Source organism: Streptomyces sp. NBC_01428, assembly GCF_036231965.1.
Classification (GTDB): domain Bacteria; phylum Actinomycetota; class Actinomycetes; order Streptomycetales; family Streptomycetaceae; genus Streptomyces.
The window spans coordinates 2,089,432-2,105,061 of sequence record NZ_CP109499.1 but is presented as its reverse complement, the minus strand read 5'-3'; the positions used below and the strand labels follow the sequence as shown (position 1 = coordinate 2,105,061).

Here is a 15,630-nt window from a genome sequence, read left to right as displayed (position 1 = left end):
CGTAGTCGAGGAGTGGCACGTGAACGAGCTGGGGAACCTGTCCTGGGAGGCGGAGGCCCGATACCGGGCGCGCGTCCGCGGCTGTCTGCTCGGCGGCGCACTCGGCGACGCCCTCGGCTACCCGGTCGAGTTCGACGCGCTGGACGCCATCCGTGCGGCACACGGCCCGCGCGGCCTGCGGGGCCCGGTCGCCGACGGCTCCGGCGCCGTCGGCCTGGTCAGCGACGACACCCAGATGACCCTGTTCACCGTGGAAGGCCTCCAGCAGGCGCACGCGCGGGAGCGGCACAAGGGAATCGGCGGCGGCTGGTCCCGGCTCGTGCGCACGGCGTACGGACGCTGGCTGGACACCCAGACCGCGCCCGGCCCCGCCCCGGACGTGCGCGGCGGACTCGCCGCGCAGACCTGGCTGTACGCCCGCCGGGCCCCCGGCAACGCCTGCCTCTCCGGGCTCCGCGAGCGCGAGTACTGCCCCGACCCGGCGAGCGAGCTGGGCCCGCCCGGACCCGTCAACCCGGACTCCAAGGGCTGCGGCTCGGTGATGCGCTCCGCGCCCTTCGGACTCACCCGGACCTCGGCCGAGTCGGCGTTCGCCATGGCCGCCCGCTGCTCGCAGATGACCCACGGCCACCCGACCGCCTCCTACGCGTCCGGCGCGCTCGCCGCGATCGTCACCCACCTCGTCGCCGGGGACTCCCTGGAGGGCGCGGTCCTGCGCGCGCTCCGGCTGCTCGCCCGCCACCCCGCCCACGAGGAGACCACGACGGCGCTGAACCGGGCCCTCGACCTCGCCTCCGAGGGCGCTCCGAGCGCGGAGAAGGTCGAGTCCCTCGGTGCCGGCTGGATCGCCGAGGAGGCCCTGGCCGTCGCCGTCTACTGCGCCCTCGCCGAGTACACGGTCACCGACGCGCTGCTGCTGTCCGTGAACCACTCGGGCGACAGCGACTCCACCGGCTCGCTGTGCGGGAACCTCCTGGGCGCCCTGCACGGCGACCACGGGCTGCCGCACGCATGGCTGGAGCAGGTCGAGGGCCGCGCCACGATCACCCTCCTGGCGGACGACCTCGCCGCGGAGTGCGTCCGCCGGTGACGCGGGGTGGCCCGGAGCCCGCGCGGCTCCCCGGCGGCGCCCGGCCGGGTCCGCCCGGCTGTGGCACGCTGAGGGAACGTCCCCCAGCTCCGCCGTACGAAGGGAACCCGCTCATGGCCGTCGAACCGCTGGCGCAGAAGGACATCGAGGAGCGGCTGGCGGGGCTGCCCGGCTGGTCCCTCGACGGCGACCGGCTCGCCCGTTCCTACCGGCTCGCCTCGCACTTCGCGGCGACCGCGATGGTCGTGCACATCGCCCAGGTGCAGGAGGAGCTCGACCACCACTCCGACCTCACCCTCGGCTACAACACGATCGCCCTCACCGTGAACACGCACAGCGTCGGCGGCGCCGTCACCGCCCTCGACTTCGACCTCGCCCACAGGGTGGAGGACCTCGCCCCGGGCCACGGGGCACACTGACCCACGTGCTGGACTACGACCGGGAAGCCGACCGGTACGACGCCACCCGAGGCGGCGAGCCACGGGCCGCCGCGGCCGCCGACGCCGTCCTCACCCTGGTCCCCGACGGAACCCGGACGCTCCTCGACCTGGCCTGCGGAACCGGCATCGTGACCCGGCGGCTCGCCACCGGGCGGCCCGGGCTCCGGGTGGTGGGCGCGGACGCGGCGCACGGCATGGCCCGCAGAGCCGCCACCCGTCTCCCCGGCGCCGTCGTCCGCGCCGACTCCCGCCGACTGCCCTTCCAGGACGCGTCGTTCGACGCCGTGTCGGTCGTCTGGCTGCTGCATCTGCTGGACGACGCGCGGCCCGTGGTCGCCGAGGCCGCCCGGCTGCTGCGCCCCGGCGGTGTGTTCGTCACCACCGTCGACAAGGCCGCCGCCCACGATGTCGGCAGCGACATCGACGCGCTGTGCGCGCCCCACCGGGCCGGCCACGCGGCCGACGGTTCGGCCCGCGTCGCCGCGTACGCCGTCGAGCACGGCCTCACGCCGGACGGGACCGCCCTGTTCCGGGGCCACGGGCAGGGCCGGACCCCGCGCCGCGTCGCCGAGCAGATCCGGGCAGGCCGGCTGTACGTCACCGGCGGGCACCGGCTCGCCGGCCGTGTCGAGGCGCTGCCCGCCCCCGACAGCCCCCGCCCGGAACCGGAGTTCACCCTGCGGGCCTTCCGCAGGCCCTGAACTCCTGTGACAGGCAGCTCAGTCGGCCGTCCGCCGGGTGAAGTCCATCGTCCAGTTGGACAGCCAGGTCCTCTCGCCGTCCAGCGAGAACGCCTGCTCCCAGCGAGCGGTGGTCGCCGAGATCCCCGACCACACGTACCGCACCCGTACCTCCTTGCCGTCGTGGGTGTCGTCCCCGAAGAACACGCCCCGTCCGTCCGGCCCGAACCTCCCCAGCACCGGCGGGAACAGCCTTCCGCTGCGGCTGGACGACCAGTTCAGCGACCACCGTCCGCTCTCCACGTCGAAGAGCCGCAGGGTCAGTCCCTTCCAGCCCTGGTCCGGCACGTCCAGCTCGTCGAGGTTCGCGGCCCCGCCGAACAGGTTCCAGCAGCGGCTGGTCGCCGGGAACCGGACCCAGTCGCCGTCCGGGTCGAGGAAGTCCGTGCGCCGGGTGTTCAGGACGTCCCAGTCGCCGTGCAGGAAGTCGAAGTCGTGGGGTGCGGCGGCGGTGTCGTGGGCGGTGTTCACGCGCGGTCTCCCGTGGTTCCCTCGGGCAGCGAGTCGGCCACGTAGGCCTTCAGGTCGGGCACGTCGGGGGCGAGCAGGTGCCGTACCCAGGCGTCCCGCTCGTGCAGGATCGGCGGCAGCTCCCAGACACAGCCGATCCACGGGAGGTCGGGGCTGACGAAACGGGTCGGGTCCCGGTCCGGGCAGCCCAGCACCGGCTGGCCCGCGGCGGCGCCCCGGAAGTGCAGCACGTTGTCCCACACCCAGCTGTAGGCGTTCAGATAGGCGCCGTCGTCGGCGCCCCGGTGCAGGACGACGAACGTGGCCGGGGGAGTGCCGTCCGGCTCGGGCAGCAGCCCCGGCAGCGCCGCGTACGCCGCCCGCTCGACGTCGGGTTCGATACCGGCCGGGTCGGAGGTGACGTGGTAGCGCTTGATCCACCGCCCCGCCACCTCGACGGGCGGCGGCACGGTGAGGAACTTCTCCCGGAAGGTGCCAGGGGACCCGGAGGCGGGGGGTGCGGGAGGGGAGCCGGCGGAACCCGCCGAACCCGAGGAACCGTTGGAATGCAGGGAGGTCGTCGAAGCCATGGCAGGACGCTAGGCCCGCTTCACTGACATCCTGTGTCAGTGAAGTCCAGCCGTCTCGTCTCGATCCTCCTGCTGCTCCAGACCCGTGGACGGCTGACCGCGGCCCAGCTCGCCGAGGAGCTGGAGGTGTCGGTCCGGACGGTGTACCGCGACGTCGAGGCCCTGAGCGCTGCGGGCGTACCGCTCTACGGGGACGCGGGGCACGCGGGCGGCTACCGGCTCCTCGACGGTTATCGCACCCGTCTCACCGGTCTCACCACCGAGGAGGCCGAGGCCCTCTTCCTCGCCGGGGTGCCCGGACCGGCCGCGGAACTCGGCCTCGGCGCGGTCCTCGCCGCCGCCCAGCTCAAGGTGCGCGCCGCCCTCCCGCACGAGCTGCGCGAACACGCCGACCGGATCTCCGGACGCTTCCACCTGGACGCGCCGGGCTGGTACGCCGACGCCGACGCGACCCCGTACCTCCCCGCCGTCGCGGACGCCGTCTGGAACAGCCGCGTCCTGCACGTCCGTTACCGCCGCTGGCGCGAGCCCACCGACGTGGAGCGCCGCCTGGAGCCGTACGCCCTCGTCCTCAAGGCGGGCCGCTGGTACGTCGTCGCCGGCCCGGGACCGCGCACCTTCCGCGTCGACCAGATCCTCGAACTCAACGCTCCCGGGGAGGAGTTCACCCGCCCGGACGACTTCGACCTGACGGCCTACTGGACTCGGTACCAGCGCGACTTCCACGACCGGCTGCACCGGGCGGAGGCGGTTCTGCGGATCGCGCCCGGCGCGGACCCCGGCGGCCTCACGGGACGGGCGGTCGAGGACAACGGGCGTACGGAAGCGGACGGCTGGACACGGGTCACGGTCCCCATCGAGTCGGTCGACCGGGCCCACGACGAGTTCCTGCGTCTCGGTACGGCGATCGAGGTCCTGGAGCCTCCCGAACTCCGCGCCCGCCTGGGCGCGACGGTCGCCGAGCTGGCCCGGAGGTACGCGCCGCGGACGTGACGACGTCCCCTCCGCCCGCCGGTCCCCTCGGCCGGGAAAGCGCCTCCGATCAGGTGACTTGGGAACTTCTTTGCCACCCCGGTGAGTTCCGACAAGGCGGCCGGCGTTGCACCGGCCGGCAGGGAACGACCAGTGCGATGAGTGAAGGAGCAACACCGGCATGGTGTTCAAACGGCTGCTCGGGGCGATCGGCGTGGGCGGCCCCGCGGTGGACACGGTCCTGGACGGCGGGGCGGTATCGCCCGGCGGTTCACTGTCCGGAGAGGTGCGGCTGAGAGGCGGAGGCGCGGTCGCGGAGATCGAGCACATCGTCCTCGAACTGGTCGCGCGCGTGGAGTCCGAGCACGAGGACGGCGAGAGCGAAGGCCTCCTCCCGTTCGAACGGTTCACCGTCGGGGGCGGTTTCCGCCTCGGCGAGGAGGAGGAGCGGTCCGTGCCGTTCCGCGTGACGCTCCCGTGGGAGACACCGGTCAGCGAGCTGCACGGTCAGCCGCTCGGCATCGTCCTCGGTGTGCGCACCGAGCTGGCGGTGGCCGGCGCGAAGGACAAAGGCGACCTGGACGCGCTGGCGGTGCGCCCGTCGCCCGTCCAGGAGGCGATCCTCGAAGCCCTCGGACAGCTGGGCTTCGCCTTCCGGTCCGCCGACCTCGAACGGGGACGGATCGGCGGCACGGGCCAGCGGCTGCCCTTCTACCAGGAGATCGAACTGACCCCGCCGCCGCGGTACGCGCACGCGGTGAACGAGATCGAGCTGACCTTCCTCGCCACCGCGTCCGCGACGGAAATCGTCCTGGAGGCGGACAAGCGCGCCGGCCTCCTCACCTCCGGACACGACACCCTCACCCACTTCACCGTCGGCCACGACGACATCGCAGGACGCGACTGGAACACCGAGGTGGACGGCTGGATCCGGCAGCTGGTCGAACACCGTCAGTCCTACGGCTCCGGCTCCTACGGTTCCTACGGCCCGTACGCCGACCCGGACCCGTACGCCGGCGCCAACGTCGGCCACGCGGAGCCGCACGGCGGTCACCGGACGGGCGGCCCGGGCATGGGCACGGCGATCGCCGCCGGAGCCGCGGGGGTGGCCGCGGGCGTCGTCGGCGGCATGGTCGCCGCCGAGGTGGTCGACGAGATCGGCGACTTCTTCGAGGGCGACGACGAGGAAGCGTGGGACGACGGGGGAGAGGGGGAGGACGAGGGATAGCGCGTGCTACGCCCCGGATCGACGGCCCCGGCTCACGGGCCGAAAGCCCCCAGGCACAATTTGCCTGACGCAGTCCCATCTCGCAGAGGATGATCCACGCATGATGACGCTCACCAAGGAAGACGGCCCGGCGGATCTGGCCGGTGTCACCCACCTGTCCATAGGGGTGTCCTGGGACCCCACCTCCGGAAGCAGCGGCGGGGTGCTGGGCGCGCTCCGGCGCAAGAGTGGAACCGACCTCGACCTGATCGCCATCGCCATGCAGGGCGGCGAGCCGGTGCGCCTCGCGGGCCTCGACTCCCTCGACCCGATGGGCAACGGCTCGCTGCTGCACAGCGGCGACAACCAGACCGGCCGCGGGGACGGCGACGACGAGACCGTCACCGTCGAGTTCGCCCGCGTCCCGCCCAACATCACGTCCATCGTGTTCATCGCCGCCGCCTACAAGAAGGGCAGTTCCTTCCAGAAGGCGCGCAACATCAGCTTCAAGGTGTACGACGCCACCGGGGGCAGCAGCACGCAGGTCGCCGACATCTGGCCGAGCCTGCTGTCGCAGGACAACGGCTGCGCGGTGGCCAAGGCCCAGCGTGACGGCAATGCCTGGAAGCTCCAGGTGATCAACCTGACGGGGAAGATCAAGCAGGGCGACGAGAACGCCCTCATGCGGTTCGCCGTCAGCAAGTGACCGACGGGCGGCGGTCCTTGCCGGCCGGCCCGGGCACGAGGCCGGAGCCCGGGCCGTCGTAGCCGACCGGACGCCGTCAGGGACGGCGTGACGCTGCGCGGCCCCCTTCGCGGGAGGGGGCCGCGGCCTCCCCGGGCCGGGCAAACGCCTCCCGGGCCAGGCGCCCCTCCGGGCCAGGCGCCCCTCCGGGCCGGGCAAACCCCTCCCGGGCCAGGCGCCCCTCCGGGCCAGGCGCCCCTCTCCCGGTCCAAACGGCGCCCCCCGGGCCAGGTGCCCCTCCGGGTCAGGCGGCCTCCTCCCGGGCCAAGCGCCCCCCGGGCCGGGGGGACAGCATCCCCGCGCCCCATTCCACGGATCACCGTGCGACGGCCGGCCACCCGCCCCCGCCCCCGACGGATCACGGACTCCACCGCGACCGGCCCCGCCCGCTCGCCGCCCACGCGTCCCTCGGGCGGAGCCCCTCTTTTTGCCGTTCGAGCAAGGCGACTGGCCGTTTCCGGGAGGCACGGGCACGCTGTCGGCATCCCGATAGAGAGGCTTCCGCCATGGCACAGGACCACGACCACGGGCACGACCCGGCGCACCACCGGGACGCGGTGGCCGGTGCTCCGGCACACCAGCACGCGCACGGCCACGGCCACACCCACGGCCACACCCACGTGGACTTCGCCGAGATGCTGCCGCTGCTGGTGCGGGAGGCGGAGCTGTTCTCCCCGGCCTACACCGAGGCCGCGTCGTGGCTGCGCGAGCAGCGCCCCGAGCCCGGACTGGTCGTGGACGCGGGCAGTGGCCCCGGCGTCGTCTCCTGCCTGCTCGCCGAGACCTTTCCCGGCGCGCGGATCGTCGCCGTGGACGGCGCGGAACCGCTGCTCGCGGAGGCCCGGTCCCGCGCCGAACGTCTCGGCGTCGCCGACCGCTTCAGCACCGTGGAGGCCGAACTCCAGGACGGCATCGGGGACGTCGAGTACCCCGCCGACCTGATCTGGGCCAGTCGCTCGCTGCACCACGTCGGCGACCAGCGCGCCGCCCTCGCGGGATGCGTGCGCGGTCTGGCCCCGGGCGGGACCCTCGCCCTCCTCGAAGGCGGCCTGCCCACACGGTTCCTGCCCCGCGACATCGGCATCGGCCGGCCGGGTCTGCAGGCCCGCGTCGACGCCGTGCACGACGAGTGGTTCACGCGGATGCGGGAGGACCTGCCCGGTGCGGTGTCCGAGACGGAGGACTGGCCGGCCCTGCTCACCGCCGTCGGTCTGCGCCACGTGGCGACCCGCACCTTCATCGTCGACCTCCCCGCCCCCCTCTCGGACGAGGCCCGCGCCTTCGTCGTCGCCTCCCTCGCCCGCCGGCGCGACGGCCTCGCCGAGGGCCTCACCCCCGAGGACGTCACCACCCTCGACCGCCTCCTCGACCCGGACGACAAGGCGAGCGTCCACCACCGCACCGACACGTTCGTCCTGACGGCGATGACGGTGCACGTGGGGGTGAAGCCGGAGCAGCCGTCCGCAGGTCCGGCACCGGAGTAGCGGTCGGCAGGTCCGGCACCGGCGAGGGTCCGTGCGACGGAGGCCCCGAGATGACGGACCGGCAGCCCAATTCCCTTGTGTTCGGCGCCCCTTGACATCGAGAGCGCTCCAAGTGATGGACTCCCGGGGTCCGCCGTACACCGGTCCGTGGCAGTGCGGACCCGCGGACGGGCCGTCGGTGGGGCGGCCGGCCGGACTCTCTGGGGGTAGACCATGACCGACACGGGCGCCACACCCGACACCGACACCGGCCGTGACGACGGAGCCGCGCCGGCACCCGACGCTCCCGTGGCCCTCATCACCGGCGGCGGCAGCGGTATCGGAGCCGCGGTCGCGCGGCGGCTGCTCGGTGCCGGGCACCGGGTGGCCGTGACGGGGCGCGGGGCGGAGCGGCTGCGCGACTTCGCGGAGGAACTCGGCAAGCCCGAGGGGCTGTTGACGTTCGTCGGACACGCGGCCGAGTACGACCAGGTGCGGGCGGCGGTCGAGGCGACGGTCAAGGAGTTCGGACGGCTCGACACCGTCGTCGCCAACGCCGGATTCGCGACGCACGACACGGTCGCCGAGGGCGACCCGGCCGGCTGGACCGAGATGGTGCTGACGAACGTGCTCGGGCCCGCGCTGCTCATCAGGGCGTCCGTCGAGGCGCTCAAGGAGAGCCGTGGCCGCATCGTGCTGATCGGCAGTGTGGCCGGGCACGTGAACACGCCCGGCAACATCTACGGGGCCACCAAGTGGGCGGTGACCGGGCTCGCCGAGAACACCCGGCGTCAGGTCACCGAGTTCGGGGTGGGCGTGACCCTGATCTCCCCCGGCCGGGTGGAGACGCCGTTCTGGGACAGCTACGGGAGCCTGCCGCCGGGACATCTCCTGACGGCGGACCAGCTCGCCGACTCGATCGTGTGGGCCGTCGGGCAGCCCGCGGGGGTCGACGTGAACACCGTGGTCGTCCGCCCGATCGGCCAGCCCGCCTGAACCCGGCGGCCGGTGAGGCCGTGCCGCGCGAACGGCCTCACCGGCGCGGGAGACAGGCCACCGGCCGCTCCGCGCGGACCTGCTGCGGGGAGCGGCCGACGGCGCTGCGACGTCGGTCAGTTGTTGGCCAGGAACTGCTGGGCCAGCGAATTGCCGAGCGTCACGGCCGCGGTGTGGCTCTCGATGGGCGACACCTGCGCGTTCTTGAACACGATGTACGTCACGCCGGAGTCGGTGCCGCCCGTCTCCGGGTCGGGGTCGATGCCGAGCGCGCTCGCCGTGGCGTACGAGGCCTCACCGATGATGCTCGTCGGACCGGTGTCGCCGACCACCGCGTACTCGACCTTGTTGTTGTATATGACGGCGACCACGCCGCCGCCCTTGATGCCCGAACTCGTGTACTTCCAGATGCTGCTGGTGGACGGCACCACCACGTAGGGAAGCGAATCGGCGCGCAGCGGCTGGCCGTTGGACTGGTGGAAGGCCGTGTCGTCCTGGAACCAGGGGTCGGTGTCGGCGCTGCACCTGCTGGTGACCTGGCCGTCGCAGTCGATGTCCATGTCGGCCTTCCAGAACACGGCGCCGTTCTTGCCGCACACGGGAATCGTGGCCGACGTCTCCTCGTCGGTGCGGTACTTGCCGCTGGAGATCTGCGAACAGGACGTCACCTTGGCGAGCAGGGAGGCCGCGCTGACCGAACCCTCCTGTGCCGAGCGGGGGTTGACGGTTCCTGAGGCCTGGGCCGGGAGGGCGGCGCCGGCCAGGAGCGCGGCGCAGGCGGCCGCGGACAGGGTCAGTGTTCGAGTGCGCACTGTGGGGGAACCCTTCTGTTAGGAAACTTTCCTTACTGGGTTGCCGTACAAGGTGGCCCTCCTTGCATGACCGCGTCAAGACCTTCCGCGGAGTTGGTCCGGTCCAGGATGCGAAAAAAGCCGCCGGCCCGGACGCTTCGAAGCGTCCGGGCCGGCGGTGGTGGTCGGTGCGGTCCGGTCAGCCGATCTCGAACGTGGCCGGGTCCGGGCCGAGCCGGCGGTCCTCGTTCAGAGCGGAGATGGCCGCGATGTCCTCGGTGTCCAGGGAGAAGTCGAACACGTCGATGTTCTCCTTGATCCGCGACGGGGTCACGGACTTCGGGATCACGACGTTGCCGAGCTGGATGTGCCAGCGCAGTACGACCTGTGCGGGGGTGCGGCCGTGCTTCTGGGCGATCGCGACGATCGCGGGAACCTCCAGGAGGCCCTTGCCCTGGCCCAGCGGCGACCAGGCCTCGGTCGCGATGCCCTGCTCCGCGTGGAACTCACGGGCGGCGTTCTGCTGGAGGTGCGGGTGCAGCTCGATCTGGTTGACGGCCGGGATGACCGACGTCTCGTCGATCAGCTTCGCCAGGTGCTCCGGCAGGAAGTTCGACGTGCCGATGGCCTTGGCGCGGCCGTCGGCGTGGATCTTCTCGAAGGCCTTGAACGAGTCGATCGCCGTGCCGCGGGAGGGCATCGGCCAGTGGATCAGGTACAGATCCACGTGGTCCAGGCCGAGCTTCTCCAGCGAGGTGTCGAAGGCGCGCAGGGTGGAGTCGTACCCCTGGTCGCTGTTCCAGAGCTTGGTGGTGACGAAGAGTTCCTCGCGGGGGACGCCCGACGCGGCGATGGCCTTGCCGGTGCCCTCTTCGTTGCCGTAGATCGCCGCGGTGTCGATGCTGCGGTACCCGGACTCCAGCGCGGTGGCGACCGCCCGCTCCGCCTCGTCGTCCGGCACCTGCCAGACACCGAAGCCCAGCTGCGGCATCTCGACGCCGTTGTTCAGGATGATCGGGGGGACCTTGCTCACGAGCTCTCGATCCTTCAGTCGTCGGGTGGTACTCCCATGGTCAACGATCACGGCCCGTGATGCATTCCTGACCGGGCCCGCGGTCCTGTGAAATACAGATTGGCCGAAAGGCCCACCGCACCGACCCCCGCCGCGCCGGCCCCACCGCGTACCGCGCCCGTGCTGTCCTGCCGCTACGCCCGGTACAGCGCCTCGACCTCCGTCGTGTACGCCTTCTCGATCGCCTTGCGCTTCAGCTTCAGCGAGGGGGTCAGCAGCCCGTGCTCCTCGGTGAACTGGTGGGCCAGTATCCGGAACGTACGGATCGACTCGGCCTGCGAGACCAGCGTGTTCGCGGCGACCACGGCGCGCCGCACCTCGGTCTCCAGGTCGGCGTCGCGCACCAGGTCGCCGGCGGCCAGCTGCGGCTTGCCCCGCATCTGGAGCCAGTGCTCGACCGCCTCGGAGTCGAGGGTGACGAGCGCCGCGATGTACGGACGGTCGTTGCCGACCACGATGCACTGCGCCACCAGCGGATGGTCGCGCACCCGTTCCTCCAGCACGCCCGGCGAGACGCTCTTGCCGCCGGAGGTCACCAGGATCTCCTTCTTGCGCCCGGTGATCGTGAGATAGCCGTCCTCGTCCAGGGAGCCGAGGTCACCGGTGGCGAGCCAGCCGTCGTGCAGGGTGGCGTCCGTGGCCTTGTCGTTGTTGAGATAGCCCTGGAACACGTTGCCGCCGTGCAGCCAGATCTCGCCGTCGTCCGCGATGTGCACGGTGGTGCCCGGGATGGCCTGTCCGACGGTGCCGAACCGGGTGCGCTCGGGCGGGTTCGCGGTCGCGGCGGCCGTGGACTCGGTGAGCCCGTAGCCCTCGTAGATGACGACGCCCGCGCCCGCGAAGAACAGTCCGAGCCGCCGGTCCATCGCCGAACCGCCCGACATGGCGTGCTTGACCCGGCCGCCCATCGCGGCCCGCACCTTGGAGTAGACGAGCTTGTCGAAGACCTGGTGCTGCATGCGCAGACTCGCGGAGGGGCCGGGGCCGATGCCCCAGGCCTTCGACTCGACGGCGTCCGCGTAGCGCACGGCCACGTCGACGGCCTTCTCGAAGGGGCCCGATCTGCCTTCCTTCTCGGCCTTGCGGCGCGCGGCGTTGAACACCTTCTCGAAGATGTAGGGCACGGCCAGGAAGAAGGTCGGCCGGAAGGCGGCCAGGTCCGGGAGCAGCGCGGCCGCGTTCAGCTGCGGCTGGTGGCCGAACTTGACCCTCCCGCGCACCGCGGCCACCTGCACCATCCGCCCGAAGACGTGCGCGAGCGGCAGGAACAGCAGGGTCGCCGCCTCGTCGCCGCGCTTGGAGTGGAAGACCGGCTCCCAGCGCTCGATGACGGTGTCCGCCTCGAACATGAAGTTCTCGTGCGACACGACACAGCCCTTGGGCCGCCCGGTCGTGCCCGAGGTGTAGATGATCGTCGCGGTCGACTCGGGGGTGACGGCCCGGCGGTGCCGGTGCACCACGTCGTCGTCGATGTGCGCGCCGGCCTCGTACAGCTCGTGCACCGCGCCCGCGTCGAGCTGCCACAGCTGCTGGAGCGTGGGCAGCCGGTCCACGACCGTGGCGATGGTCATCGCGTGGTCCTCGTGCTCCACCATGACCGCCGACACCTGCGCGTCGTGCAGCATCCAGAAGACCTGCTCGGCGGAGGACGTGGGATAGACGGGCACGACCTGGGCGCCGACCGTCCACAGGGCGAAGTCGAAGAGGGTCCACTCGTACCGGGTGCGGCACATGATGGCGACGCGGTCGCCGAACCGGACGCCCTGGGCGAGGAGGCCCTTGGCCAGGGCCAGGACCTCGTCGCGGAACTCGGCGGCGGTGACGTCGCGCCACTCTCCCCGCTCGTCCTTGCGGCCGAGCGCGATGCGCAGCGGGTCCTCCTGGGCATACTCGAAGACGACGTCGGCCAGGCCGCCCACCGGCGGCGCCGACGCCAACGGGGGGTTGGTGAACTCGCGCAATACCGCTCCTCGTGGCGCTCCGCACAGCGCCGTGAAAGCTACCCCACCCCGAGACCGGACGGGAGGGGGCTCGAACCGCCGACGGACACGGCGTCCGCACTGGTCAGCCGAGGAAATGCCCGCACAAGGGGAAGGGCCGGACAGAATTGCCTACGGTTCCGTAGGTTTCGGGTCCGCAATCTCCACGGAATCTGTACGACCCCGCACCAGTCCGCGGCGCCACCCGCGCCGGAGGGGAATCCTCCCCCTCCGGAAGCCGTCCGAACCCCCTCGGCCGACCCCGGGACCCCCGCTCCGCGCCCGGCGCGGCGCGCCTCCGGAGCCCGCGACGGCCCCGGTCGCGGGCAGGCCGCGTCCGGGGCCGGGACGACCCTCCCCGGCGGCCAGGGCGCCGAGGGAGCACGCGCCGGACCGATCCCTGGAGGGCCGGGACCGGCTCCGGCGCGTCTCAGCCCTGGGGCGCCGGCACCTTCTCCGCCGGAGCGCCCGCGGGGCTCGCGGCCGCGCGCGGCGTCCGGACCAGGATCACGACGAGCGCGCCCGCGACCAGCGCCGTCACCCCGGCCGCCACCGACGCCGCGTCGAGTCCCGAGGCGAACGCGGCCCGCAGCGTGTGCTCGGAGACCGTGCCCCGCAGCGCCCCGGCGCCGCCGCCCGCCAGGGTGTGCGCGGCGTCGTGCGACAGCGTGTCGCGCATCCGGGAGATCAGCACGGTCCCGAAGGCGGCCACCCCGAGCGCGTACCCGAGCTGCCGGACCGTGTTCACCGCGCCGCTCGCCATGCCCGCCCGCTCCTGCGGCACGGAGGCGAGCGCGGCTCCCGCGAGCGCCGGGGCGACCAGGCCGACGCCGATCCCGACGAGCACCAGGCCCGGCACCAGCACCGTCCAGCCCGTGCCCGCGTCGAGGACGGCCTGGCACAGGACCCCCGAGCCGATCAGCAGCAGCCCGCCGCCGATCGTGAGCCAGGCCGGAGCCCCGTGCAGCAGCTTGCCGGCGAGGATCGCGACGACCACCGAGGCGCCGGTCATCGGCAGCAGGGTGAGCCCGCCGTGCACCGGACCCAGCCCCAGCACCGTCTGCATCCAGATCGAGAGGTACGGGATGACACCGAACGCCGCCCCGTTGAAGGCGAGCGCGCCCAGCATCACGCCGACGAAGGCGGGCTTGCGCAGCAGCGCCAGATCGAGCAGCGGCTGCGCCACCCGGCGCTCGACCAGGACGAAGGCGAGCAGCGCCGCCGCCGCGACCGCGAAGGAGCCGGTGGTCACGGCCGACGCCCAGCCGTCGGACCCCGCCCGCACCACCGCGAAGGTCGTCGCTCCCGTGAAGCAGGCGAACGCCGCCGTGCCCGCCCAGTCGATCCGCAGGCCACGCGGGCCCTTCGACTCCGGCACCACCTTCAGCGTCAGCCACACCGCCGCCACGCTCACCGGCAGGTTCACGAAGAAGATCCACCGCCAGCCGGGCCCCTCGGTCAGCAGCCCGCCCAGCACCGGACCGACCGCCGCGGCGCTGCCGCTGACCGCGCCCCACACGCCGAGCGCGGTGGACCGGTCCCGCCCCCGGTAGACCGAGCCGAGCAGGGGCAGCGTCGTCGCGAGCGTCGCCGCCGCGCCGACCCCCTGGACCACCCGGGCGGTCACCAGCATCTGGGGCCCGGTCGCCAGCCCGCACCACAGCGACGCCGCCGCGAACAGCGCGACCCCCGCCACGTGCACCCGGCGGCGGCCCAGGATGTCGGCGGCCGCCCCCACCCCCAGCAGCAGCGCGGCGAGCGCCAGCGCGTAGCCGTCGATCACCCACTGCAGATCGCTCAGCGAGGCGTGCAGCCCCCTCGCCATGTCCGGCAGCGCGACGATCGCGATCGTCACGTCCAGCAGCAACATGAACGTGCCCAGGCACACCGCCGTCAGCGGCCCCCACTTACGCATGGCCTCATCTCCCTGTACCGCCGGATCCCCGTGCGTCCCCGTGCCACGGGCACGGGGGACTCTCGCCGCCGATCCGGCCGACTCCGCCGGCACCGTTGTGCCGGTCGGCTCGCTTCTCTCCGTACGATGGGGTGGCACCGGCCGATCGCAGCGGTCGACGGTCCGCGACCGACGGAATCCGACAGAGGCAGGCCACATGAAGATGGAATCCCACAGCCTCGACAGCCTCGATCTGCAACTGCTCGCCGCCCTGGAGGTGAACGGACGGGCCTCCTTCAGCCGGATCGGGGAGGTGCTGGACGCCTCCGACCAGACGATCGCCCGGCGCTACCGCCGGCTGTGCGCCGAGGCCGGCCTGCGGGTCGTCGCCGTCCGGGACGCCCAGCGGCTCGGCCAGGACCACTGGATGCTGCGGCTGCGCTGCACGCCCGACGGCGTCGAGGCCATCGCGGACGCCCTCGCCAAACGCCCCGACACCGCCTGGATCGGGCTGGCCTCCGGCGGCACCGAGGTGGTGTGCATGACCCGGCCGCGCAGCCCCGGTGACCGCGACGACCTGCTGCTCGGCAAACTCCCGCGTACCCCGAGCATCCTGGAGATCCGGGCCCACCAGCTGATCCACCGCTTCTTCGGCGGACCCGACGGCTGGACCCGCAAGTTCGCCGCGCTGACCGGCGACCAGGTCGCCGCCCTGCGCCCCGAGCGGCCGGCGGCGGACGGGCCCGCCCGGATCGACCCCGAGGACGAACCCCTCGTGGCCGCCCTCGAACGCGACGGCCGCGCCACCTACCCCGAGCTGCAACGCGCCACCGGGCGCTCCGAGTCGGCCGTCAAACGCCGGCTGTCCGCGCTGCTCGCCTCCGGCGCCGTGTACATCGACGTCGAGTACCACTCGGAGATCCTCGGCTACCCCCTCGCCGCCTGTCTGTGGATCACCGCGGCCCCCGCCGCCCTCCACTCCGTCGGGCAGGCCCTGGCGGCCCACGACGAGGTCGCCTTCGCCTCCGCGACGGCCGGCCCCTCCAACATCGTGGTGACCGCCGTCGTCCCCGACACGGCCGGCCTCTACGCGTATCTGAGCGGCCCGCTCGGCCGGCTCGACGGTGTCCAGTACGTGGAGACGACGCCGTTCCTGCGCCGGGTCAAGCAGCTCACGTACACCCGGCTCCGCTGACCTCCG

The 15,630-nt window shown here is 72.9% G+C and carries 15 protein-coding genes; 9 read left to right on the top strand and 6 right to left on the bottom strand.

Features of this window, described 5'->3' with window-relative positions:
• Positions 1-19: 19 nt before the first annotated feature.
• The 3 genes from OG406_RS09200 (at position 20) to OG406_RS09190 (ending at position 2,231) form a co-directional block, all read left to right on the top strand.
• Positions 20-1,090, top strand: coding sequence for an ADP-ribosylglycohydrolase family protein (locus OG406_RS09200; RefSeq protein WP_266851509.1), 1,071 nt, complete (start codon positions 20-22; stop codon positions 1,088-1,090).
• Between the two features lie 113 nt (positions 1,091-1,203).
• A complete protein-coding gene (locus tag OG406_RS09195) occupies positions 1,204-1,509 on the top strand; it encodes a 4a-hydroxytetrahydrobiopterin dehydratase (protein WP_329185220.1) in 306 nt (101 codons plus the stop codon).
• Between the two features lie 5 nt (positions 1,510-1,514).
• Positions 1,515-2,231 carry a class I SAM-dependent methyltransferase gene (locus tag OG406_RS09190; protein ID WP_329185218.1) on the top strand — a complete coding sequence of 239 codons (717 nt, stop codon included), beginning with the start codon at positions 1,515-1,517 and terminating at the stop codon, positions 2,229-2,231.
• An 18-nt stretch (positions 2,232-2,249) separates the two neighbouring features.
• Here the strand turns inward: OG406_RS09190 and OG406_RS09185 are convergent, their stop codons facing one another.
• Entirely contained in the window at positions 2,250-2,741 is a 492-nt protein-coding gene (locus OG406_RS09185; protein ID WP_164370444.1) for a hypothetical protein, read from the bottom strand.
• On the bottom strand, positions 2,738-3,310 hold the full coding sequence (locus OG406_RS09180; protein WP_329185216.1) for a hypothetical protein: 573 nt from the start codon (positions 3,308-3,310) through the stop codon (positions 2,738-2,740). The genes OG406_RS09185 and OG406_RS09180 overlap by 4 nt, the downstream gene beginning before the upstream one ends.
• A 39-nt stretch (positions 3,311-3,349) precedes the next feature.
• Here OG406_RS09180 and OG406_RS09175 point away from each other — a divergent pair, with 39 nt between their 5' ends.
• The 5 genes from OG406_RS09175 (at position 3,350) to OG406_RS09155 (ending at position 8,693) form a co-directional block, all read left to right on the top strand.
• Positions 3,350-4,303 (top strand): helix-turn-helix transcriptional regulator, encoded by a 954-nt coding sequence (locus OG406_RS09175; RefSeq protein WP_329185214.1) that lies wholly within the window; start codon positions 3,350-3,352, stop codon positions 4,301-4,303.
• A 160-nt stretch (positions 4,304-4,463) separates the two neighbouring features.
• Positions 4,464-5,510: a sporulation protein gene (locus OG406_RS09170; protein WP_329185212.1), complete on the top strand. Its 1,047-nt coding sequence runs from the start codon at positions 4,464-4,466 to the stop codon at positions 5,508-5,510.
• Positions 5,511-5,610: 100 nt separating this feature from the next.
• Positions 5,611-6,195, top strand: coding sequence for a TerD family protein (locus OG406_RS09165; protein ID WP_164370441.1), 585 nt, complete (start codon positions 5,611-5,613; stop codon positions 6,193-6,195).
• A 545-nt stretch (positions 6,196-6,740) separates the two neighbouring features.
• Positions 6,741-7,718 (top strand): class I SAM-dependent methyltransferase, encoded by a 978-nt coding sequence (locus tag OG406_RS09160; RefSeq protein ID WP_443067060.1) that lies wholly within the window; start codon positions 6,741-6,743, stop codon positions 7,716-7,718.
• Positions 7,719-7,931: 213 nt separating this feature from the next.
• Entirely contained in the window at positions 7,932-8,693 is a 762-nt protein-coding gene (locus OG406_RS09155; RefSeq protein WP_326842007.1) for an SDR family oxidoreductase, read from the top strand.
• Between the two features lie 116 nt (positions 8,694-8,809).
• On the opposite strand, the gene OG406_RS09150 is transcribed toward OG406_RS09155, so the two are convergent.
• The 4 genes from OG406_RS09150 to OG406_RS09135 all read right to left on the bottom strand — a co-directional run bounded on the left by OG406_RS09150 (position 8,810) and on the right by OG406_RS09135 (position 14,450).
• Entirely contained in the window at positions 8,810-9,505 is a 696-nt protein-coding gene (locus OG406_RS09150) for a glycoside hydrolase family 75 protein (RefSeq protein ID WP_164370439.1), read from the bottom strand.
• Between the two features lie 178 nt (positions 9,506-9,683).
• Complete coding sequence (locus tag OG406_RS09145) at positions 9,684-10,475, bottom strand: aldo/keto reductase (RefSeq protein WP_164370462.1); 792 nt, start codon at positions 10,473-10,475, stop codon at positions 9,684-9,686.
• 215 nt (positions 10,476-10,690) lie between these two features.
• Positions 10,691-12,517, bottom strand: coding sequence for an AMP-dependent synthetase/ligase (locus OG406_RS09140; RefSeq protein ID WP_329185208.1), 1,827 nt, complete (start codon positions 12,515-12,517; stop codon positions 10,691-10,693).
• Positions 12,518-12,965: 448 nt separating this feature from the next.
• On the bottom strand, positions 12,966-14,450 hold the full coding sequence (locus tag OG406_RS09135) for an MFS transporter (protein ID WP_266851494.1): 1,485 nt from the start codon (positions 14,448-14,450) through the stop codon (positions 12,966-12,968).
• Positions 14,451-14,646: 196 nt separating this feature from the next.
• On the opposite strand from OG406_RS09135, the gene OG406_RS09130 reads away from it, so the two are divergent.
• Positions 14,647-15,624, top strand: a complete 978-nt coding sequence (locus tag OG406_RS09130) for an Lrp/AsnC family transcriptional regulator (RefSeq protein WP_329185205.1) — start codon at positions 14,647-14,649, stop codon at positions 15,622-15,624.
• Positions 15,625-15,630 lie beyond the last annotated feature (6 nt).

Bases quoted from the DNA above. Each gene is read 5' to 3' on its own strand.
- OG406_RS09145 (WP_164370462.1), bottom strand. From the start codon at position 10,475: ATGCCGCAGCTGGGCTTCGGTGTCTGGCAGGTGCCGGACGACGAGGCG.
- OG406_RS09155 (WP_326842007.1), top strand. From the start codon at position 7,932: ATGACCGACACGGGCGCCACACCCGACACCGACACCGGCCGTGACGAC.
- OG406_RS09180 (WP_329185216.1), bottom strand. From the start codon at position 3,310: ATGGCTTCGACGACCTCCCTGCATTCCAACGGTTCCTCGGGTTCGGCG.
- OG406_RS09170 (WP_329185212.1), top strand. From the start codon at position 4,464: ATGGTGTTCAAACGGCTGCTCGGGGCGATCGGCGTGGGCGGCCCCGCG.
- OG406_RS09135 (WP_266851494.1), bottom strand. From the start codon at position 14,450: ATGCGTAAGTGGGGGCCGCTGACGGCGGTGTGCCTGGGCACGTTCATG.
- OG406_RS09195 (WP_329185220.1), top strand. From the start codon at position 1,204: ATGGCCGTCGAACCGCTGGCGCAGAAGGACATCGAGGAGCGGCTGGCG.
- OG406_RS09160 (WP_443067060.1), top strand. From the start codon at position 6,741: ATGGCACAGGACCACGACCACGGGCACGACCCGGCGCACCACCGGGAC.
- OG406_RS09165 (WP_164370441.1), top strand. From the start codon at position 5,611: ATGATGACGCTCACCAAGGAAGACGGCCCGGCGGATCTGGCCGGTGTC.
- OG406_RS09130 (WP_329185205.1), top strand. From the start codon at position 14,647: ATGAAGATGGAATCCCACAGCCTCGACAGCCTCGATCTGCAACTGCTC.